The sequence below is a fragment of the Paraburkholderia sp. UCT70 genome (assembly GCF_050434085.1).
In the GTDB taxonomy this organism is placed as follows: domain Bacteria; phylum Pseudomonadota; class Gammaproteobacteria; order Burkholderiales; family Burkholderiaceae; genus Paraburkholderia; species Paraburkholderia tuberum.
Window position 1 is genome coordinate 2,557,929 of sequence record NZ_JBNPVZ010000004.1, and the last position, 20,463, is coordinate 2,578,391.

18 protein-coding genes and 1 pseudogene are annotated in these 20,463 nt (G+C 65.8%); 5 read left to right on the top strand and 14 right to left on the bottom strand.

What is annotated here, in order from left to right; translation table 11 throughout:
- Positions 1-13 precede the first annotated feature (13 nt).
- The 5 genes from OKW41_RS37460 to OKW41_RS37480 form a co-directional block, all read right to left on the bottom strand.
- Positions 14-394 carry a DUF427 domain-containing protein gene (locus tag OKW41_RS37460; protein ID WP_429451572.1) on the bottom strand — a complete coding sequence of 127 codons (381 nt, stop codon included), beginning with the start codon at positions 392-394 and terminating at the stop codon, positions 14-16.
- A 147-nt stretch (positions 395-541) separates the two neighbouring features.
- Positions 542-1,036 carry a carboxypeptidase regulatory-like domain-containing protein gene (locus tag OKW41_RS37465; RefSeq protein WP_429575664.1) on the bottom strand — a complete coding sequence of 165 codons (495 nt, stop codon included), beginning with the start codon at positions 1,034-1,036 and terminating at the stop codon, positions 542-544.
- A 280-nt stretch (positions 1,037-1,316) separates the two neighbouring features.
- A complete protein-coding gene (locus OKW41_RS37470; RefSeq protein ID WP_429454531.1) occupies positions 1,317-2,834 on the bottom strand; it encodes a DegQ family serine endoprotease in 1,518 nt (505 codons plus the stop codon).
- A 168-nt stretch (positions 2,835-3,002) separates the two neighbouring features.
- Positions 3,003-4,301: an ATP-binding protein gene (locus OKW41_RS37475; protein WP_429575665.1), complete on the bottom strand. Its 1,299-nt coding sequence runs from the start codon at positions 4,299-4,301 to the stop codon at positions 3,003-3,005.
- A 4-nt stretch (positions 4,302-4,305) separates the two neighbouring features.
- Positions 4,306-4,968 (bottom strand): response regulator, encoded by a 663-nt coding sequence (locus OKW41_RS37480; protein ID WP_429575666.1) that lies wholly within the window; start codon positions 4,966-4,968, stop codon positions 4,306-4,308.
- Positions 4,969-5,232: 264 nt separating this feature from the next.
- Here OKW41_RS37480 and dacB point away from each other — a divergent pair, with 264 nt between their 5' ends.
- The 3 genes from dacB (at position 5,233) to OKW41_RS37495 (ending at position 9,169) form a co-directional block, all read left to right on the top strand.
- Positions 5,233-6,873, top strand: a complete 1,641-nt coding sequence (gene dacB / locus OKW41_RS37485; RefSeq protein ID WP_429575667.1) for a D-alanyl-D-alanine carboxypeptidase/D-alanyl-D-alanine endopeptidase — start codon at positions 5,233-5,235, stop codon at positions 6,871-6,873.
- A 188-nt stretch (positions 6,874-7,061) separates the two neighbouring features.
- Positions 7,062-7,850, top strand: a complete 789-nt coding sequence (locus OKW41_RS37490) for a sterol desaturase family protein (RefSeq protein WP_429575668.1) — start codon at positions 7,062-7,064, stop codon at positions 7,848-7,850.
- A gap of 95 nt (positions 7,851-7,945) precedes the next feature.
- Positions 7,946-9,169, top strand: coding sequence for an SGNH/GDSL hydrolase family protein (locus OKW41_RS37495; protein ID WP_429451580.1), 1,224 nt, complete (start codon positions 7,946-7,948; stop codon positions 9,167-9,169).
- 151 nt (positions 9,170-9,320) lie between these two features.
- Here the strand turns inward: OKW41_RS37495 and OKW41_RS37500 are convergent, their stop codons facing one another.
- The 9 genes and pseudogenes from OKW41_RS37500 to OKW41_RS37540 all read right to left on the bottom strand — a co-directional run bounded on the left by OKW41_RS37500 (position 9,321) and on the right by OKW41_RS37540 (position 19,008).
- Positions 9,321-10,370, bottom strand: a complete 1,050-nt coding sequence (locus tag OKW41_RS37500; protein WP_429575669.1) for an L-threonylcarbamoyladenylate synthase — start codon at positions 10,368-10,370, stop codon at positions 9,321-9,323.
- A 10-nt stretch (positions 10,371-10,380) separates the two neighbouring features.
- Positions 10,381-11,577, bottom strand: coding sequence for a 5-(carboxyamino)imidazole ribonucleotide synthase (locus OKW41_RS37505; RefSeq protein ID WP_429575670.1), 1,197 nt, complete (start codon positions 11,575-11,577; stop codon positions 10,381-10,383).
- A 104-nt stretch (positions 11,578-11,681) separates the two neighbouring features.
- A pseudogene (purE, locus tag OKW41_RS37510) lies at positions 11,682-12,204 on the bottom strand (5-(carboxyamino)imidazole ribonucleotide mutase).
- 56 nt (positions 12,205-12,260) lie between these two features.
- On the bottom strand, positions 12,261-13,151 hold the full coding sequence (locus OKW41_RS37515; protein ID WP_184006461.1) for a phosphoribosylaminoimidazolesuccinocarboxamide synthase: 891 nt from the start codon (positions 13,149-13,151) through the stop codon (positions 12,261-12,263).
- A 133-nt stretch (positions 13,152-13,284) separates the two neighbouring features.
- On the bottom strand, positions 13,285-14,349 hold the full coding sequence (fba, locus tag OKW41_RS37520; protein ID WP_429575671.1) for a class II fructose-bisphosphate aldolase: 1,065 nt from the start codon (positions 14,347-14,349) through the stop codon (positions 13,285-13,287).
- Positions 14,350-14,536: 187 nt separating this feature from the next.
- Complete coding sequence (gene pyk / locus OKW41_RS37525) at positions 14,537-15,973, bottom strand: pyruvate kinase (protein ID WP_429451589.1); 1,437 nt, start codon at positions 15,971-15,973, stop codon at positions 14,537-14,539.
- Positions 15,974-16,460: 487 nt separating this feature from the next.
- The gene (locus OKW41_RS37530) at positions 16,461-17,654 is read right to left on the bottom strand and encodes a phosphoglycerate kinase (protein WP_429451591.1); all 1,194 of its coding nucleotides are present in this window, start codon (positions 17,652-17,654) and stop codon (positions 16,461-16,463) included.
- A 278-nt stretch (positions 17,655-17,932) separates the two neighbouring features.
- Positions 17,933-18,256, bottom strand: coding sequence for an AzlD domain-containing protein (locus tag OKW41_RS37535; RefSeq protein WP_090801726.1), 324 nt, complete (start codon positions 18,254-18,256; stop codon positions 17,933-17,935).
- On the bottom strand, positions 18,253-19,008 hold the full coding sequence (locus OKW41_RS37540; RefSeq protein WP_429451594.1) for an AzlC family ABC transporter permease: 756 nt from the start codon (positions 19,006-19,008) through the stop codon (positions 18,253-18,255). Before OKW41_RS37540 ends, OKW41_RS37535 begins: the two co-directional genes overlap by 4 nt.
- 226 nt (positions 19,009-19,234) lie before the next feature.
- On the opposite strand from OKW41_RS37540, the gene OKW41_RS37545 reads away from it, so the two are divergent.
- Complete coding sequence (locus OKW41_RS37545; protein WP_429451596.1) at positions 19,235-20,158, top strand: branched-chain amino acid transaminase; 924 nt, start codon at positions 19,235-19,237, stop codon at positions 20,156-20,158.
- A 74-nt stretch (positions 20,159-20,232) separates the two neighbouring features.
- Positions 20,233-20,427 carry a zinc-finger domain-containing protein gene (locus OKW41_RS37550; protein ID WP_008920434.1) on the top strand — a complete coding sequence of 65 codons (195 nt, stop codon included), beginning with the start codon at positions 20,233-20,235 and terminating at the stop codon, positions 20,425-20,427.
- Positions 20,428-20,463 lie beyond the last annotated feature (36 nt).

Here is a 20,463-nt window from a genome sequence, read left to right on the forward strand (position 1 = left end):
GCCGACTGCGGGATCAGGACGTCTGATCGATGCGGTCGACGCGCGATGCGTAAAAAGCGAGATAGCCCTTGATGCGACTGACCTGCTCGAACGGCGCCTCGTAGCACCACACCGCGTTCTCGATCACGCCATCTTCGGTGCGCAGATGGAAGTACGACGCGTCGCCCTTGAACGGGCAATGCGACGTGTGCGTCGAGCGTTCGAGCCGGGCCATGTTCACGTGCTCGCGCGGGAAATAGAACACGTCGGCGAGGCCGGTCTCCGATAGCGTCAGCGCGGCCTGGGTGTCGGCCATCGTCACGCCGCCGTGAATCACGCGCACGCGGTGACCGTTGTCGCGGATCATGATGGTATGGCCGTCCAGCCGTTCCGCAGATGTCGACGCATCGCTCATGTCCAGGCTCCGTGATGGGGTGGGTGCTGCACTGCCGGCTGTTGCCGCCGGAACGGCAAAGCCACGGGAGCTGCCCGTGGCTTCATTATCGGCCAAACTTCGGCCGATTGCGCAAGCTTGCTGCGCGGCGGCGGACGGATCGACCCGTTACTTCGCGTTCCAGATGAACGCGGATTTGACGTTGCCGTGCGCCAGCACGCTAACCGAGCGGGCTTGCTCGCTGTCGTTGTATTTCGCGTGCACCGTATAGCGGCCGGGGCTCAAGCGCACCAGCATGAACGGTCCGCGCGACGTCGTGTTCAGCACTTCGCCGTTATGGGCATCGACGATACGCACGTGCACATCCGCGAGAAACTCGGCGTTGGGTCCGGTGAAGCGCAACGTCAGTGGCCACTGGCTTTGCGCTTGTCGCAACGCCCGCGATTCGTCGAGGCCGACGCCGCCCGACACGTACGACACGTCGCCCTGCTGCTGGACTTGCGGCAGACCGCCGCCGTTGGTGTTGCCCGCGCTGGTGTTGTCGGTCGTCGAGCCACCGGTCACGCCCGCCTGCTGCGCGTACGCACCGCGCGCCAGTCCGAGCGCGAGCGCCGCGCACAGCGCGACGGCTACGATCCCTTGCTGAATGCGTTGGGTTTTCATCGGTTCGCTCTCCTTGTTGCAGTCCTTGCCCAGTCCCCGAACAGGCCCAAATCAAGGTCGAAGCAACCTGCGTGCCAACCGTCCGGTCGCGTCGACTGGACATGCGCGACCGCGGCACCAAGTCGCGTGGCGCGCTTCGCCCTATCCGCGCTGCTCGCCGTAGCACGGTGCGGACAGGCGAAAAAAAAAACCGGTCCTTGCAGTAAATGCAAAGGACCGGCAATCGCTACTACAGCTCAAACTGGGGTGGGCGATCCGTTCGAACCGCCCGGATACTGGATCAGCCGAGATCTACGGGCACGAAAATCTGCGCGTTGTCCCGCTGGATCAGCAGCGCAATGCTGTTGCCTGCGCCCGAAATCATCTGCTTCAGCTGATCGATGTTGGTGACCGGACGGCCATTGACCGCGAGAATCACGTCGCCCGCCTGGATGCCGGCGCTCGCCGCCGCGCCGCCTGCCTGCTGCACGAGCAGACCGTGCGACACCGACGCGCTGCTCTTCTCTTCCGGCGTCAGCGGCCGCACCGCGACGCCGAGACGGCCTTGCAACTGGGTCTGCTGATCGGTCTTGTTCGCCGACGCAACCTTCGCGTCCGAGAACGAGCCGATCGTCACCTTCACGTCCTTGCTGGCCTTATCGCGCCACACTTTCAGCGTCGCCGAGCTGCCCGGCGCGAGACCTGCGATCTTCGCCGGCAGATCCGCCGAATCACTGACTTCGTCGCCATTCACCGACAGGATCACGTCGCCCGGCTGCAGGCCGGCCTTGGCCGCCGGCCCGTTGGCGTCGACCGAGCTGACCAGCGCGCCTTGCGGCTTCTGCATGCCGAACGAGTCGGCGAGCGTCTGGTTCAAGCCCTGTACTGCGACGCCGAGGCGGCCGCGGCTCACGTGACCGGTCTTGACGAGATCGTCTTTGACCTTGATCGCCTCGCTGATCGGGATCGCGAACGACAGGCCCTGGAAGCCGCCCGTCTGCGAGTAGATCATCGAGTTGATGCCGATCACTTCGCCTTGCAGATTAAAGAGCGGACCGCCCGAGTTGCCAGGGTTCACCGGTACATCGGTCTGGATGAACGGCGTGTAGTTCTCGTTGGGCAGCGAACGCGACTTCGCGCTGATGATGCCCGAGGTCACGGTGTTGTCGAAGCCGTACGGTGAGCCGATCGCGACGACCCACTGACCAACCTTGCTTTGGCGCGGATCGCCAATCTTCACCGTCGGCAGATCGCTCGCGTTGATCTTCAGCACGGCGACGTCGGACTGCTTGTCGGCGCCGACCACCTTCGCCTTGAACTCGCGCTTGTCGGTGAGCTTCACGGTGACGACGTTCGCGCCATCGACCACGTGCGCGTTCGTCAGAATGTAGCCGTCATTGCTGATGATGAAGCCCGAGCCGAGGCTCGCGCTCGGCTGGTCGGGCGCGTCTCCGCCATCGCCGCCCTGCATGCCGGGCACCCCGCCAAAGAACCGCTTGTAGAACTGATAGAACGGATCGTTCGGATCGATCGGCAGCTGGTTGCCGTTGAGGTTGCCGCCATTACCACGCATCGCGGTTTGCTTGACCACGTGCTTCGCGCTGATGTTGACGACGGCCGGACCATAGGTCTCGACGAGACCGGAGAAATCGGGGATACCGGTTTTGGCGGCTGCTTCGGCTGGCATCATCGCGGCGGCTTCCGCCGGCGAGACGATCTGCGGTGCTGGCACGTCGCGATGGCCCGCCACATAACCGGCTGAAAGCGCAGCGGCCACAGCTACCGCAACGGCGCCGCGGGACAAGGTTTTCGCGTTCATCATGAGCTCCTGACTGGAGAAAGTGACTTTGGATGTCGAGGAGCGTAAGGGGCATCACTTAAAAGAGTCTTAAGCAGCGCCAGATCATGGGAACCTTGTCGGACCGGCCGCTACGGACCACCACGCCAGCATGAACGCCGGCGTTGGCCGAACAGTAAATCACCATGATCAGAAGCGTACGATGACCTGCAAACCACCGGCCGGCGAGTCATCGAGCGATACTTGCGCATGATGTTGGGTGGCAATCCGACGCACGATCGCGAGACCGAGGCCGCTGCCCGCCACGTCGGTGCGCGCGCGATTCGCACCCGCTTCCGCGCGATAGAACCGGTCGAACACGCGCTCGCGATCGGCGGGATCGATACCGGGGCCGCTATCGGCGATCCGCACGACCGGATGGCCGTCCTCGACACGCAGGCTGACGTCGACGCGGCCGCCACGCGGCGTGTACTTGGTCGCGTTGTCGACGAGGTTGTTGAACATCACGCGCAGCGCTTCGGCGTCGCCGGTCACGCTGGCGGCCGCGCTCGCCTCGATGCCGAGGTCGACGCCGCGATTCATCGCGAGCGGCGCGTAGGTCGCGACGCACTCCCGCAGCAGCTCGCGCAGATCGAGCATCACTGCGCCGCCGGCGCCGTCCGGCTCGGCGCGCGCGAGCGCGAGCAATTGCTCGGCGAGGCGCGTCGCGCGCGTGACACCCGCCTGCAGATCGACGAGCGCCTCGCTGCGGGCTGTGTCGTCCTTCGCGCGCGCGACCAGTTGCGCCTGAATCTGTACCGCGGCAAGCGGCGTGCGCAATTCGTGCGCGGCATCGGCTACGAACGCCTTCTGGATATCGAGCGCGGTCGCGAGCCGCTGCAGCAGCCCGTTCAGCGCGCGCACGAGCGGCCGCACTTCGAGCGGCAGGCGCTGATCAGGCAATGGATCCAGCGCTTCGGGATGACGGGTGTCGAGCGCGCTCGTCACGCGCCGCAGCGGCTGCAGCCCGCGACCGACGATCACCCACACCGCGAGTCCGAGCAGCGGCAGCAGCACGATCAGCGGCCACAGCGTGCGCAGCGCGACATTGGCGGCGAGCCGGTTGCGCACCGACAGCGGCTGCGCGAGCTGCACGACGTTGTCGCCGACGATCGCGCCATATACGCGCCATTCGCCGCGGTCGGTGCGCTCGGTCGAAAAACCGAGTTCGGCGCGCGGCGCGAGCGGCGCACGCGGCCGCGAGTAATACATCAGCATGCCGTTGCGGTTCCAGATCTGCAGCACGATGCCCTCGTCGCCGGTATCGCGGCCGAGCACCTGCGAGAACGGTTCCGCCGGCAGCGCCGCAGCGATCTGCTCGAGCTGGTAGTCGAACAACTCGTTCGCTTCGGCGAGTGCCTGCCGGTAGATCAGCCAGCCCGCGATGCCGACGCCGAGCAGCACGAGCGCGAGCAGCCAGAACAACAGTTGCCGGCGAATCGAGCGCATCGGCTCAGGCGTCCTTCGCGATCATGTAGCCAAGCCCGCGAACGTTGCGGATCAGATCGGCGCCGAGCTTCTTGCGCAGCGCGTGGATATAGACCTCGACGGTATTGCTGCCGATCTCCTCGCCCCAGCCATACATCTTTTCCTCGAGCTGGCTCTTGGACAGCACCGCGCCGGGTCGCGCGAGCAGCGCCTCGAGCAACGCGAATTCGCGCGCGGATAGCGCGACCAGGGCGCCATCGAGCGTCACCTGGTGCGACGCGGGATCGAGGGTCAAATTGCCGTGGCGAATCGTCGAATCGCTGCGGCCGGACTGGCGCCGGATCAGCGCGCGCATCCGCGCACCGAGCTCGTCGAGATCGAAAGGTTTGACAAGGTAATCGTCAGCGCCGGCGTCGAGGCCCCTGACACGATCGGCGACCGCGTCGCGCGCGGTGACGATCAGCACCGGCAGCGCATGGCCGCGCGCACGCAGTGCGCGCAGCACCTCGAGACCGTCGCGCTTGGGCAGACCGAGGTCGAGCAACGCGAGGTCGTAAGGCTGGGCCGCCGCCGCGCGCAGCGCCGCTTCGCCGTCCTCGACCCAATCGACGGCGAAGCCTTCGCCGCGCAGCGCCTTGCGCACGCCTTCGGCGATCATCCGGTCATCTTCGACTAGCAGGATGCGCATGGTTGTCCGTTCCAAAACATTCGATGATGCCGCATTCTAGCGCCCGCTTCCGACCCGTGCGGCGTGTGGCGCTTTTTTCACCGCAGCCTCGCGGGATGTCACTACAATGGGCGCTTTGCGTCGCGCGACGGCCGTCGGGTAGACTGCGGCGCGCTACCGCGCCGTCAAGGCGCCCAGCTTGCCGTTCCATCGTCCCTCGCACGGCGCACGCCGCTCGCCGCACACCTTGAAATCCTGCTCGTCCGTTTGCCCGTTCACCCGTTCATGACGCACCCTTTTCTGTCTTCCGTCGCACGCCGTATGGCGCTGCACTCGCGCCGTATGTTCGATCGCGCAGCCTTCATGCCTAATCGCGTCGTGCCGCGCGCGGCCGTCTGGCTCTGCGCCGCCGCGCTCGGCGCAGGCACGCTGCTGCCGCTGACGGGGGAGGCACGCGTCAAGGCCACGCATCCGAGCGTCAACGTCACGACGGTACTGCCGCAGCCGGTGATGGTCGGCCTGCAGCGCGCGCACGTGCCGTTGTCGTCGATCAGCGTGGTCGTCGAAAAGGTGGGCGATCGCACGCCGATCCTCGCGCTGAACGCCGGCAAGCCGATGATGCCCGCCTCGACGATGAAGCTCGTCACCACCTACTCAGGCCTGTCGATCCTCGGTCCCGGTTACCGCTGGCGCACCAGCGCGTACGCGGACGGCCCGCTCGACGCGAGCGGCGTGCTGCACGGCAATCTGTACATCCAGGGCACCGGCGACCCGAAGCTCGTGCCCGAAGAACTGATCGACCTCGTGCAGAAGATCCACAAGGCGGGCATCAACGGTATCGACGGCGCGCTGGTGCTCGACAAGCGCTACTTCGATCCGTCGACTCGCGACCTGCCCGCGTTCGACGACGACGTGAACGCGCCGTACAACGTCGGCCCCGATCCGCTGCTGTACGCGTTCAAATCGCTGTCGTTCACGCTGACGCCATCGCCGGACGGCACGGTGGCGATCGACGTGCTGCCCGCGCTCGCGCAACTGCGCATCGACAACCAGCTGCGTGCGACGAGCGGCCCATGCCGGGGCGAGCTGCCGACGCCGACCGTCACGCCGGAGCCTGACGGCACGCTCGTCGCGTCGTTCATCGGCGACTTTCCGGTGCGCTGCGACGCGCGCACGATCAACGTCGCCGTGCTCGATCACTCGACGTTTTTCGCGCGCGGCTTCCTCGCGCTGTGGCAGCAAACCGGCGGCACATTCACCGGCGCGACCCGCGAAGGCGCAGTGCCCGCCGGCGCGAAGCTCGTCGCCAGGCACGAGGGGCCGATGCTGTCGGACATCGTTCGCGACATCAACAAGTTCAGCAACAACACGATGGCGCGCAACCTGTTCCTGACAATCGGCGCCGCCGAGGAAACGCCGCCCGCCACGCCCGCGAAAGCCGCGCACGCGGTCGAAGCTTTCCTGACGCGCGACAGCCTGAACACCGAATACCTGTCGCTCGATAACGGCTCGGGCCTGTCGCGCGACGAACACATCACCGCGCTCGCGCTCGCCGATGTTCTGCAACGCGCGAACGCGAGCCCAGTCGCGCAGGTGTTCGTCGACTCGCTGCCGATCGCCGGTGTCGACGGCACGATGCGCAACCGCCTGACCAGCCAGGGCGCGGGCGGCAACGCGCACATCAAGACCGGCACGCTGCGCGACGTGCGCGCGATCGCCGGCTACGTCGCGTCGGCCGACGGCAACAGCTATGTCGTCGTCAGCCTGATCAACGATCCGCATTCGGAAGCGGCGCGCGCCGCGCACGACGCGCTGCTCGAATGGGTGTACGAAGGCCCGTCGCAGGGCTTTACGAAGGTTTCCGCGCCCATCGAGGGAGCGCGCGGGAAGCCCAGGAAAAACCCGCGCAAGCGCGGCAGCCACTGAGTATTCCTTCTAGCGATGCCGCGCGCGGCAAGCTCCTAACCGTGTACGCTGTCGGGCAGCATGCGGCGCGCGACATCACGGGCTTGCCGCGCAGGGCGCCGGTCGTGCAGACCGCGCGACCTCACGAACGATAACGACACCACCCGCCGCGTACCGCGCGGCGGTCAGGGACCAGGAAGGGAGACAAGATGCAATTCGATGCCGAATTGCTGCTGCTCGCCATGGCGCCCGTCTTTCTTGCCTGCATCGGCTGGGAGGCGTGGCACGTGAGCCGCACGCGCCCGGCCGAGCGGCTCTACAGCTGGCGCGACACGCTGTGCAACGCCGCGCTCGCGCTGCTGCAGCAGGCCGCCGACAAGCTCGCGTGGCTCGCGATCATCCCTGTCTACGCGTTTTTCTACGAGCATTACCGCATTCATGCATGGCCGGCGACATGGCTGTCGTTCGTCGTGCTGTTCGTCGCGCAGGACCTGCTCTATTACGTGTTTCATCGCTGCAGTCATCGCGTGCGCTGGCTGTGGGCCGCCCACGTCGTGCATCACTCGTCGGAGTGGATGAATTTTTCGACCGCGTTCCGCCAGAGCCTGATGTACCCGATAGCCGGCATGTGGGTGTTCTGGATTCCGCTCGCCATTCCTGGCTTTGCTCCGAAGCAGATCGTCGCGATCGTGCTGATCAATCTCGGCTTCCAGTTCTTCGTGCACACGCAGGCGATCGGCAAGCTCGGCTGGCTCGAATACGTGTTCAATACGCCGTCGATCCATCGCGTGCATCATGCGCGCAACGAACGCTACATCGATCGCAAATACGCAGGTGTACTGGTGATCTGGGATCGTCTGCTCGGCAGCAGCCTCGACGCGGGAGCCAACGCGCATACGCATTCGGGTATGGACAACATCGTGAGCAAAGCCACCGCAGAGCTACCCGGCTTGAACTCAAACCATACGGTCGCGCTTCGGACATCGCGCAGGCCGTAGAAGATTCTGTAAGCTGTCGTCACGCCGCCAACGCGGTGGACGCCGCCTGCAACACATGGCATCAAGGGCCACACATACGAGGAGATGCAGTCAACATGAATCAAACCGCTTCGAAGAAACAGCAATGGTTGCGCGTCACGCAGATCGCAGTGGCGAGCGCAGCGTTCGCCGCGCTCGCGGCATGCGGCGGTGGCAGCGACAACAATAGTTCGAGCAGCAGCAACACGCCGCCGGGGGGCGTCACGCTGCAGGTCGTGTCATTCGGCGACAGCCTGTCGGATGTCGGCACATACATGCCGGCGGTCCAGGCGAACGTCGGCACGGGCGGCGGCCGCTTCACGACGAATCCGGGTGAGGTCTGGACGCAGAAGGTCGCCGAGTACTACGGCGGCACGCTCACCGCCGCGTACGTCGGAGGCTTCGGCATGCCGCTCACCGCGACGGGCGGCCTCGGTTACGCGCAGGGCGGCTCGCGTGTCGATCTGCAGCCGGGCGAAGGCTACGCGCCGAACAACATGGCCGCGACGACGGTGCCGGTCACGACGCAGGTCGCCGAGTATCTGGCCGGGCACAATAACAGCTTCAATTCGAACCAGCTCGTGCTGATGAACGGCGGCGCGAACGACATCTTCGTCGCGGTGCAAGCGGTCTCGGCTGCCGGTACGGCAGCGGCGACGCAGGCGCTCCTGAAAGGCGGTACCCCGGCCGACGCGCAGACGGCCGCAGCCGCCGCGTCGCAGACGGCCACGCTGGCCGCGCTGCAGGACATCACCACCGCGGCGACCACGTTCGTCGGCACGGTGCAGAAGGTCGTCGCGTCGGGCGCGACGCACGTGGTGGTGTCGGACGTGCCGGACATCGCGCAGACGCCGCAAGGTCTCGCCGCGGGCGCGCAAGGCCAGGCGCTCATCAACGCGCTCGTCAAGACCTACAACGGCGTGCTGCAGCAAGGCCTCGCGTCGAGCAAGCAGGTCATCTACGTGAGCGCGTTCGCGTGGATCGACCGGACGTTGCAGAACTATCAGTCGCTCGGTTTCACCGTGTCGAATGCGGGCACCGCGTGTAACCTGGCGTCGATGGCCCAAAGCGCGACCACGTACGCGACGAACAATCCAAGCGTGCTCGCATCCGGCCAGACGGCGGCGGACTTCGGCAGCGCGTTCGCGAAGTCGCTGTTCTGCTCGCCGCAAACCTACACGGTGGCCGGCGCGGACCAGACCTACATGTTCGCCGACCTCGTGCATCCGACCACGCATCTGCAAGCGCTGTTCGCACAGCAGGTCGAGACGCAGATCGCTGCTAGCGGGCTTGGCAAGTAACGCGGGGTTGGCCGTGGGGTTAGCGGGATTGACATGACAGCTAACCTGCATCGCTAAGGCTGGCTAGATGGCAAAAGGCCCGGCTCGTTGAACGAGCCGGGCCTTTGTCTTTTCCGGTGGCCACGCCATGCAGCGCAGCGAGCCGATTGCGTCAGTGCTGCGTTTCGAACGCCGCCGCCGCGCGCCCGAGCCGATCGTTGACCGCGATCCATTCGATCGTATCGGGCAGCTTCTCGATCAGAATCCGCGTGACGTTCGCGCGATCGAGCGCGCGCAGCAAGCCGTAGAGTTCGCGTGCATAGACGTGCGGATCTTCCGGCGCGGCGACGAAATGCACGCCGTCGACATCGGCCCACTGTCCCGCACGCGACGCGCGCGCGACCAGCGCGACGCGCTCGCCCGGCTCGCGCACCGCGAGCAGCGGTTCGAGCTCGCCGAATGGCAGCAGCACGAGCGGCGTGCGCGGCGCGTAATGCGCTTTCAACGTGCCCGACGCGCGCGGCGCGGTCGCGTCCGACCCGTCGGGCAGACGCGGCGCCTCGCCGAGCACGTCGGCGATATCCTGCGGCGTCACGCGACCGGGCCTCAGCAGCGCCGGAAAGCCGCGCGACAGATCGAGAATCGTCGACTCGATACCGACATCCGACGCGCCGCCATCGAGCACATGAATCGCGCTGCCGAACTCGTCGCGCACATGGTGCGCGGTGGTCGGGCTCACATGCCCGAAGCGGTTCGCCGACGGCGCGGCGACGCCGCCATGCCCGCCGCGCAACGCGCTGAATGCATCGAGCAACGCCTGCGCAACCGGATGCGACGGGCAGCGCAGTCCCACCGAGTCCTGCCCGCCGCTGACCGCCGCCGGAATGCGCGCAGCGCGCTTGAGGATCAGCGTGAGCGGTCCCGGCCAGAACGCGTCGATCAGGCGCTGCGCATCCGCCGGCAAATGCTCGACCCAGTAGTTCGGATCGCCATGCGGCGCGAGATGCACGATCACCGGATGATTGGCCGGCCGCCCCTTCGCCGCGTAAATGCGCGCGACCGCGTCCGGGTTCTCGGCATCGCCGCCGAGGCCGTACACGGTTTCCGTCGGAAACGCGACCAGTCCCCCCGCGTCGAGCAAGGCCGCCGCGTGCTCGATCTGCGCGGCGCTGACCGGCAATGCGTTGGTAGCGTCCTCGGCGGGTTTCAGTTGATCCGGCATGGCGCGCGCGTCAGCTGGTAGCGATGTGCAGCAGCCGCGCGCAATCGCGCGCCGCGGTGCGGGCTTCTTCGAGGGTCGGCGCGGTGAAGTTCACGTGGCCCATCTTGCGGCCGCAACGCGCCTCTTCCTTGCCGTACAGATGCAGGCGCGCTGACGGCATCGCGGCGACTTCCTGCCACGGCGGCGTGACCGCCGCGCGCTTCGGACCGTCCGGAAACCACACGTCGCCGAGGATGTTCAGCATCACCGCCGGCGAATGCTGGCGCGTGTCGCCGAGCGGCATGCTGGTCATCGCGCGCACCTGCTGCTCGAACTGGCTCGTCGCGCACGCGTCGACCGTGTAGTGGCCGGAGTTATGCGGGCGCGGCGCCATTTCGTTGGCGACTAGCGAGCCGTCTTCGAGAATGAAGAATTCGACGCACAGCACGCCGACGTAGCCGAGCTTCTCGGCGATCTGCAGCGCGGCCTGTTGAGCCTGCTGCACGAGCGCCGGCGACGCGTCCGGCGCGGGGACGATGGTGTGCGATAGCACGCCGTCGCGATGGGTGTTCTGCGCGAGCGGATAGACGACCGACGCCCCGCTCGCCACGCGCGCGATCAGCGCCGACACCTCGAACTTCAGCGGCAGGCGCTTCTCGAGCACACACGGCACGCCGCCGAGCGACGCATGCGCCTCGCGCACTTCCTCGGCGTTGCGCACGCGAATCTGGCCTTTGCCGTCGTAACCCATGCGCGCCGTTTTCAGGATGCCGGGCAGCACCGCTTCGAGCTCGCCATCGCCCAGCGCCGCAAGCGCATCCGACGACTCGATCACGACGTGCGGCGCAACCGTCACACCCGACGACGCGATAAAGCGCTTCTCGGCGATCCGGTCCTGCGCGACGGCGACACAACGCCCCGCCGGGCTCACGAAGGTGGTCTTGCCGAGAAAGTCGAGGCTCGCGGACGGCACGTTCTCGAATTCGGTCGACACCGCCGCGCACAACCGCGCGAGTTCGGTCAGCGCCGCTTCGTCGTCGTAGGCCGCGCGCAGGTGGCGGTCGGCGACCGCGCCGGCCGGGCTGGTTTCGTCCGGATCGAGCACGGCGACGCGATAGCCCATCGCCTGGGCGGCGAAACAGAACATGCGGCCGAGCTGGCCGCCACCGACCATGCCAAGCCATGCGCCGGGCAGAATCGGTGAAATCGGTGTGTTGTCAGGGTTCATCTTGGTGGTCGGTCGCGGCCGGATACGCGTCGCGCTCGCACCGCGAGCGGCGGGCATCCGGCCGGGGGTCGGACAGGAGACGTCTTATAAAACAACCAGCGCGCTTACAGCGCCGGCAATACCATCGCGTGAGCCACTTCGTTCTGGCGCACACGGAATGCAGCGAGCTTGTCCGCGTATTCGGCGCTGGTGCCGGAGAGCAGGGACACCGCAAACAGCGCCGCGTTCGCGGCACCCGCCTCGCCGATCGCAAACGTCGCGACCGGCACACCCTTGGGCATCTGCACGATCGAATGCAGCGAATCGACGCCCTTCAGATACTTGCTCGCGACCGGCACGCCGAGCACCGGCACCGTGGTCTTCGCGGCCAGCATGCCCGGCAGATGCGCGGCGCCGCCCGCACCCGCGATGATCGCGCGAATGCCGCGCTCGCGCGCTCGCGCTTTCAGCATAGGCGAACATTTCGTCGGGCATGCGGTGCGCGGACACGACCTTCGCTTCGTACGGCACGCCGAATTCCTGCAGAATCGCGACGGCGTTTTTCATCACTTCCCAGTCGGAACTGGAGCCCATCAATACGCCGACGACCGGCGCATCATGCGTATGGGCGGTTTGTGCTTCACTCATCTTACGGCTTCCTTGTTTCCCGGCGATGCGCGCCTGACACGGCGCGCGCGATCAGATCAGTCGAGCTTGTGGCCGGTCAGGCGCTCGAGCGCTTCCTGGTACTTCTCGCCCGTTTTCGCGACCACGTCGTCCGGCAGCTTCGGCGCCGGCGGCTCTTTCTTCCACGGCTGGGTTTCGAGCCAGTCGCGCACGAACTGCTTGTCGAACGACGGCGGGTTCGTGCCGACCTGGTACTGGTCCGCCGGCCAGAAGCGCGACGAATCGGCGGTCAGCGCCTCGTCCATCAGGTACAGCTTGCCGTGGTTGTCCAGACCGAATTCGAACTTCGTGTCCGCAATGATGATGCCGCGCGTGGCCGCGTAATCAGCGGCTTCCTTATACAGACGGATCGAAATGTCGCGGATCGTGGCCGACAGTTCGGTGCCGATGCGGCGCTCCATCTCGTCATAGGTGATGTTTTCGTCGTGGTGGCCCATCTCGGCCTTTGCGGCCGGCGTGAAGATCGGCTCGGGCAGCTTCTGCGCGTTCTGCAGACCCGGCGGCAGTTGCACGCCGCAGACCGAACCGGTGGCCTGGTAATCTTTCCAGCCACTGCCGGCCAGATAGCCGCGCACCACCGCTTCGACGAGGATCGGCTCGAGACGCTTGACGACCACCGCGCGCCCCTTGACCTGCTCGACTTCGTCCGGCGCGACCACCGACTCCGGCGCGACGCCCGTCAGGTGGTTCGGCACCACGTGCTTCAGTTTCTCGAACCAGAAGTTCGCCATCGCGTTGAGCACGCGACCCTTGTTCGGAATCGGCTCGCCCATGATCACGTCGAACGCCGACAGACGGTCGGTCGTGACGATCAGCAACTGGTCGTTGCCCACCGCATAGTTGTCGCGGACTTTGCCGCGGCCGAGCAGCGGCAGCGAGCGGAGCGTGGATTCGTAGAGGGTAGACATCGTCGTGGTTCGCTAAAAGTGGTGCAAAAAATGTGACCGGAACAAAAGGGAAACGCCGTTCCCCCGATGATGCGGGAACGGCGATCGGACGACAACCTGGCCAAACGGCCAGGCGCGGAGCCAAAACTACAGCTTAACGGACGACTTGCGCGAGCTCGCCCGACTTGTACTTCTCCGCAATTTTATCAAGCGAAACCGGCTTGATCTTGCCGGCCTGGCCTTCGCAGCCGAATTGTGTGTAACGGTCGAGACAGATCTTCATCGCCGCTTCGCGCGCCGGCTTCAGGTAATCGCGCGGATCGAACTTGCCCGGGTTGGTCGCCATGTAGCGACGGATCGCGCCCGTGATCGCCAGACGCAGGTCGGTATCGATGTTGACCTTGCGCACGCCGTGACGGATGCCTTCCTGGATTTCTTCGACCGGCACGCCGTAGGTTTCCTTCATGTCGCCGCCGAATTCGCGGATTTCCGCGAGCAGCTCCTGCGGCACCGACGACGAGCCGTGCATCACGAGGTGCGTGTTCGGAATGCGCTGATGGATTTCCTTGATGCGCTGGATCGACAGAATATCGCCCGTCGGCTTCTTGCTGAACTTGTAGGCGCCGTGCGAGGTGCCGATCGCGATGGCCAGCGCGTCGCACTGGGTCAGCTTGACGAAGTCGGCGGCCTGCTCCGGATCGGTCAGCAGTTGTTCACGCGTCATCGTGCCTTCGGCGCCGTGGCCGTCTTCCTTGTCGCCCTTCATCGTTTCGAGCGAACCGAGCACGCCCAGCTCCGCTTCCACGGTCACGCCGATCGAGTGCGCCGCCTCAACGACCTTGCGCGACACTTCGACGTTGTACTCGTACGATGCGACCGTCTTGCCGTCGGCTTCGAGCGAACCGTCCATCATCACGCTGGTGAAGCCGCTGCGAATCGCCGCCATGCACACCGCCGGCGACTGACCGTGGTCCTGGTGCATCACGACCGGAATGTGCGGATACGACTCGACCGCCGCTTCGATCAGATGACGCAGGAACGGCTCGCCCGCGTACTTACGCGCACCGGCCGACGCCTGCATGATGACCGGGGCGTTGACCTTGTCGGCCGCGGCCATGATCGCCTGCACCTGCTCCAGGTTGTTCACGTTGAATGCCGGAAGGCCATAGCCGTTTTCCGCGGCATGGTCCAGCAGTTGACGCATTGATACGAGAGGCATGCTGAAACTCCTTAGATTGAAACGAATTCTTTTGCCGTCGGCATCTTTTGCGGCGATTTTATCGCGAAGCAGGGGGCGTTCCCGCGATGACACCGGCGCTTTGGTGCGCCGTCGCACATGGACCGTGCGGGTTTCGCCGCCCTGCTTCGCACAATCGAGCCTGTGCCGATCGAGCAGTCCTGCCTGATCAGTACGGTTCACCGACCCGCACGATCTTCAACGTGTTGGTGCCGCCCGCCTGACCCATCGGCTCGCCGACCGTCAGCACGACCATGTCGCCGTGCGACGCGTAGCCCTTGCCGACCACCGTTTCGAGCGCCTGCTGCAGCGCCGTGTCGCGGTCGGTGTTGGTGTCCAGATGCAGCGACGTCACGTTGCGGTACAGCGCCATCGCCCGTTCGCTGCCGACGCGCGGCGTCAGCGCGAAGATCGGCACATGGGTCCAGTGACGCGACATCCACAGCGCGGTCGAGCCCGATTCGGTCAGCGCGACGATGGCCTTGGCGCCAAGGTGATAGGCGGTGAACAGCGCGCCCATCGCGATCGACTGGTCGATCCGCGTGAACGTGCGGTCGAGGAAGTCCTTGTCGAGCTCCGACTGCTCGGACTTTTCCGCTTCGACGCAAATCGCGGCCATCGTCTCGATGGTCTGCACCGGGTACTTGCCCGCCGCCGATTCCGCCGACAGCATCACCGCGTCCGTGCCGTCGAGCACCGCGTTGGCGACGTCCGACACTTCCGCGCGGGTCGGTACCGGCGCGTGGATCATCGACTCCATCATCTGCGTCGCGGTGATCACGAACTTGTTCGATTCGCGCGCCATCCGGATCATGCGCTTTTGCAGCGCCGGCACCGCGGCATTGCCCACTTCCACGGCCAGATCGCCACGCGCGACCATGATGCCGTCCGACGCGTCGAGGATGCCTTGTAGCGCCGGAATCGCTTCCGCGCGCTCGATCTTCGCGATCATCTTCGGCTTGATGCCGTACGGCGCGCCGGCGATGTTCGCGAGCTGGCGGGCCATTTCCATGTCGGTCGCGTTTTTCGGGAACGACACCGCGACGAAATCGACGCCGAGCGACATCGCCGTGCGGATGTCCTCCATGTCTTTCGCGGTCAGCGCGGGCGCCGACAGACCGCCTCCCTGGCGATTGATGCCCTTGTTGTTCGACAGCTCGCCGCCGATCTTCACGACCGTGTGGATCTCCTGGCCGATCACGCGTTGCACGCTGAGCACGATCAGACCGTCGTTGAGCAGCAGCACGTCGCCTGGCTTCAGGTCGCGCGGCAGATCCTTGTAGTCGAGGCCGACGCGCTCGTCGTTGCCGAGCTCGCATTCCCCGTCGAGAATGAACGGATTGCCGGTGACGAGCGTCGTGCGGCCGTTCTCGAATTTGCCGACGCGGATTTTCGGGCCTTGCAGGTCGGCCATGATGGCCACTTCGCGGCCGGCCTGGCGTGCCGCCTCGCGCACGAATTCGGCGCGCTGGCGATGGTCGTCCGCGGTGCCATGTGAGAAATTGAGCCGCACCACGTCCAATCCCGCCTGAATCATTTGCAGCAGGATTTCCGGCGTGCTGGAAGCCGGACCGATAGTAGCGACAATCTTGGTGGCGCGATGCATGAGTCTCCTCGTCTGGATAGGATCGCTGGTAAGAGCGCTGCGGGGCTGCTGCGGAGTTCGCGCATCGAAAGATGCTGCCTGGGGTCGCGCGCCGGTTGTGGCCGGTGTCGCTTTGTGGAGTGATGCGGGTGATGCGGTATTCGAGACCGGCGCCTCGCGCGCCGGAGATTTGCTGTCCTGCTTGCCGGAAGGCTGTTCCGGCTGGGCCGAACCGTGTTGAGCAGATTCGACCTGCGCCGTTGGGGGCTGCTCCGCGTCGCCGGTCGGAGCATGCGCTTCAACCGGTCCCGCGGGCGCTCCGGCGGCTAGCGCCGGTTCGGTGGCCGCGGGCGCTATCGGCGCTTCGGCAGCCACGTCCTGTCCGGCCGCTGCCGACGCAGCGGCCGCGCGTGTCGCGCGCTCCCCTGCCGGCGTTGCCGCGTTACCGCGCGGCGCTTTCACGCCACGCGCCTTGGTCGACTTCGCCGCTGGGGAGCGCGTCGCCACGTTAAGCCCGCGATTCCAGAACTTCTACCGCCGGCAGCTTCTTGCCCTCGAGGAACTCGAGGAATGCGCCGCCGCCCGTCGAAATGTAGCTCACCTGGTCGTGGATGCCGTACTTGGAGATTGCCGCGAGCGTATCGCCGCCGCCTGCGATCGAGAACGCCGCCGAGCGCGCGATCGCGTCCGCGAGCGTCTTCGTGCCGTTGCCGAACTGGTCGAACTCGAACACGCCGACCGGGCCGTTCCACACGATCGTGCCGGCCTTCTCGAGTTGCGCGGCGAGCACCTTGGCCGTTTCCGGGCCGATGTCGAGGATCATGTCGTCGTCCTGCACATCGGCGACGGCCTTTACTTCTGCCTTCGCGGTCGGCGAGAACTCCTTGGCCGTGACGACGTCGGTCGGGATCGGCACCGAGGCGCCGCGGGCCTTGGCCGCGTCGATGATCGCCTTCGCTTCGTCGACGAGATCGGCTTCGGCGAGCGACTTGCCGATCTTCAGGCCGGCCGCGAGCATGAACGTATTGGCGATGCCGCCGCCGACGATCAGCTGGTCGACCTTCTCCGCGAGCGACTTCAGGATGGTCAGTTTGGTCGACACCTTGGAGCCCGCGACGATCGCCACGAGCGGACGCTTCGGTGCGCCGAGCGCCTTGCCGAGCGCTTCGAGCTCAGCGGCGAGCAGCGGACCCGCGCAGGCAACCGGCGCGTACTTCGCGATGCCGTGCGTAGTCGCTTCGGCGCGGTGGGCGGTGCCGAACGCGTCGTTCACGTAGATATCGCAGAGCTTGGCCATTTTCTGCGCGAGCTCGTCGGAATCTTTCTTTTCGCCCTTGTTGACGCGGCAGTTTTCGAGCAGCACGACCGAGCCCGGCGCGACGTTCACTCCGTTTTCGACCCAATTCGCGACGAGCGGGACGTCGCGGCCGAGCAGCTCCGCGAGACGCTTCGCCACTGGTGCGAGCGAATCTTCCGGCTTGAAGTCGCCTTCGGTCGGACGGCCAAGGTGCGAGGTGACCATCACGGCGGCGCCGGCGTCGAGCGCGGCCTTGATGGCCGGCACGGAGGCGCGGATGCGGGTGTCTTCGGTGATGTTGCCTTGATCGTCCTGCGGCACGTTCAGATCGGCGCGGATGAACACGCGTTTGCCGGACAGCTTGCCTTCGGCGATCAGGTCGGAGAGACGCAATACCTTGTTCATGGGCTTGAGTATGCGAGTTGATGAGAAGGCGGTGACGGACAGCGCGCGGGGACGAGGCGCAGCGAACTCCAGCGCTTCGGCCCAACGGCTCCGCGGGATCGGGCGCCTGCGGCCGGCCGCGGCACCAGGCGCCTAGCTGCGGCGCGCTCAACCCGGAAAAAGCATTTTAACTGATCCCAACGGCCTTCTGATCCGCGACGCGGCGAATCTCGCGCATTTGATCGCAAGGCCGCAGATGCCGCGACGTAGCATTCATCGCCGCACCCCGGGCCCGGCCGTCACAGGAAGACGCGCATCAGCGTGAACACGACCATTCCGGTCACGATCGTGCCGAGCATGGTGCGCCGCCACAAAAACCAGCCGAGGCCGGCGAGCGTCGCGTAAAGCTCATGGTTGGAAGGCGCGAACGACAGCCCATCGGACGTCGTCAGCACGTCGGGCACCACCACCGCGGCGAGCGCGGCGGCCGGCGCGTAGCGCAGCATCTTCTGCACGCGCGCTGGCAGTACCGTGCGCTCGCCGCCGATCAGGAACATCGCGCGCGTGAGCGCGGTGACGAAGGTCATGCCGAAAATGGCGAGCCAGATTTGCGTGGAGGTCATCGGGAGTCTCCGGCGCGATCGTTCACGCCACGAATGCGGCGCAGGTCGGCGCGCTCGATCATCAGGTCGGCCGCACTGCCGGCCGCGATCGCCGCGATCACCGCGAGCGGCAACGCCAGCCGGTACGGCAAATCGAGCGCGAGCAGCGACACAATGCCGGCCACGCTGACCGCGACCAGCGTCGAGCGGGTGGCGATCGCCGACACCATCACCGGCAGCAGCGCGAGCGTGCCGGCCAGCGCGAGCCCCCAGTTGTCCGGAATCAGGCTCGCGAGCAGGATGCCGATGATCGACGACACCTGCCACGACAGCCAGCTCGATACCGCCATGCCCCAGAAGTACGCCTCCTTGCCCGGCACGTAGCCGGTCGGAAAGCTCTTCTTGACGAATAGCAGATAGATCACGTCGCCGTTGAAATAGCCGAGCACGATGCGCCGCCACATCGACAGATACGAGAAGTGCGGCGCGAGGCCGGCGCTGAAGATCACGAAGCGGGTGTTGACCATCGCCGCGGTCAGCAGCACCGTCCACACCGGCAGCTTCGCCGCGAGGAGCGGCAACACCGCCAGCTGCGACGATCCGGCGTAGCACAGCAGCGACATCGTGAGCGCCTGCGGCAGCGTCAGCACGGACTTGCTCATCGCGATGCCGGTCACGAGGCCCCAGGAAAAAATCGCCATCAGCGTGGGGGCATAGGCGCGCGCGCCTTCACGAAAAGCGCGGCGATCGGTGTCGGACAGTCGAGCGAGCATCGGGCGAAGGGTGCGGGCGCAGGAAACGCCGTCAAGAAGGCCAGGTCGGCGCCAGCTTGCGAGACGACCCGCTGGCGCATCCGGATTTGATTTATGCGTGCGCTGGATTATAGCGTCCGGGGTGCGCCCAAATGCCCGTGGTGTGTGCAAAAGACGCTAAAATAGCGCTCCCGGCTATGTCCTGCGCTCATGGCCGCATCTCATAACGCACCTGCTGGAGAACCGTATGTCAATGGCCGACCGCGACGGCAAGATCTGGATGGATGGCGAGCTCATCGAGTGGCGTGATGCCAAAATCCACGTGCTCACCCATACGCTGCACTACGGCATGGGCGTGTTCGAGGGCGTGCGCGCTTACAAGACGGCCGACGGCGCCACCGCGATTTTCCGCCTGCAGGAGCACACCAAGCGCCTGCTGAACTCGGCGAAGATCTTCCAGATGGCCGTGCCCTTCGACCATGAAACGCTCGCCGCCGCGCAGCGCGAAGTGGTCCGCGAGAACAAGCTCGATTCGTGCTATCTGCGCCCGATCATCTGGGTCGGCTCGGAAAAGCTCGGCGTGTCGGCCAAGGGCAACACGATTCACGTCGCGATCGCCGCGTGGCCGTGGGGCGCATACCTTGGCGAAGACGGCATCACCAAGGGCATCCGCGTAAAGACGTCGTCGTTCACGCGCCATCACGTGAACGTGTCGATGGTGCGCGCGAAGGCGTCGGGCTGGTACGTGAACTCGATCCTCGCGAACCAGGAAGCGATCGCCGACGGCTACGACGAAGCGCTGTTGCTCGACGTCGACGGCTACGTGTCGGAAGGCTCGGGCGAGAACTTCTTCCTCGTCAACAACGGCAAGCTGTACACGCCTGATCTGTCGTCGTGCCTCGACGGCATCACGCGCGACACCGTCATCACGCTCGCGCGCGACATGGACCTGCAGGTGATCGAAAAGCGCATCACGCGCGACGAAGTCTATACCTGCGACGAAGCGTTCTTCACCGGCACGGCGGCCGAAGTCACGCCGATCCGCGAGCTCGACAACCGCACGATCGGCGCTGGCGCGCGCGGCCCGATCACCGAAAAGCTGCAGTCGGCTTTCTTCGACGTCGTGAACGGCAGGAGCGCGAAATACGCGCACTGGCTCACGAAAATCTGAGCGACGTTTCGAGATACCCCGCGCGGCCCAACGGCGGCGCACTGCAAGCACCCCGCATACAACGAGAAAGTCTCATGAGCGAAATCAAGGAAATGCCGCTGGTCGAACTGTCGGCAAAAGATCTGCCGGCGTATTGTCCGAACCCGGCTATGCCGCGCTGGAGCGCGCATCCGCGCGTCTTCATCGACGTATCGCACGGCGAAGCGCGTTGCCCGTATTGCAGCACGCGTTACAAGCTGCGCGACGGCGAAGTGATCAAGGGCCATTGATCCAACGCATCGAGCGATTCTGAGCCAGCTTGCATG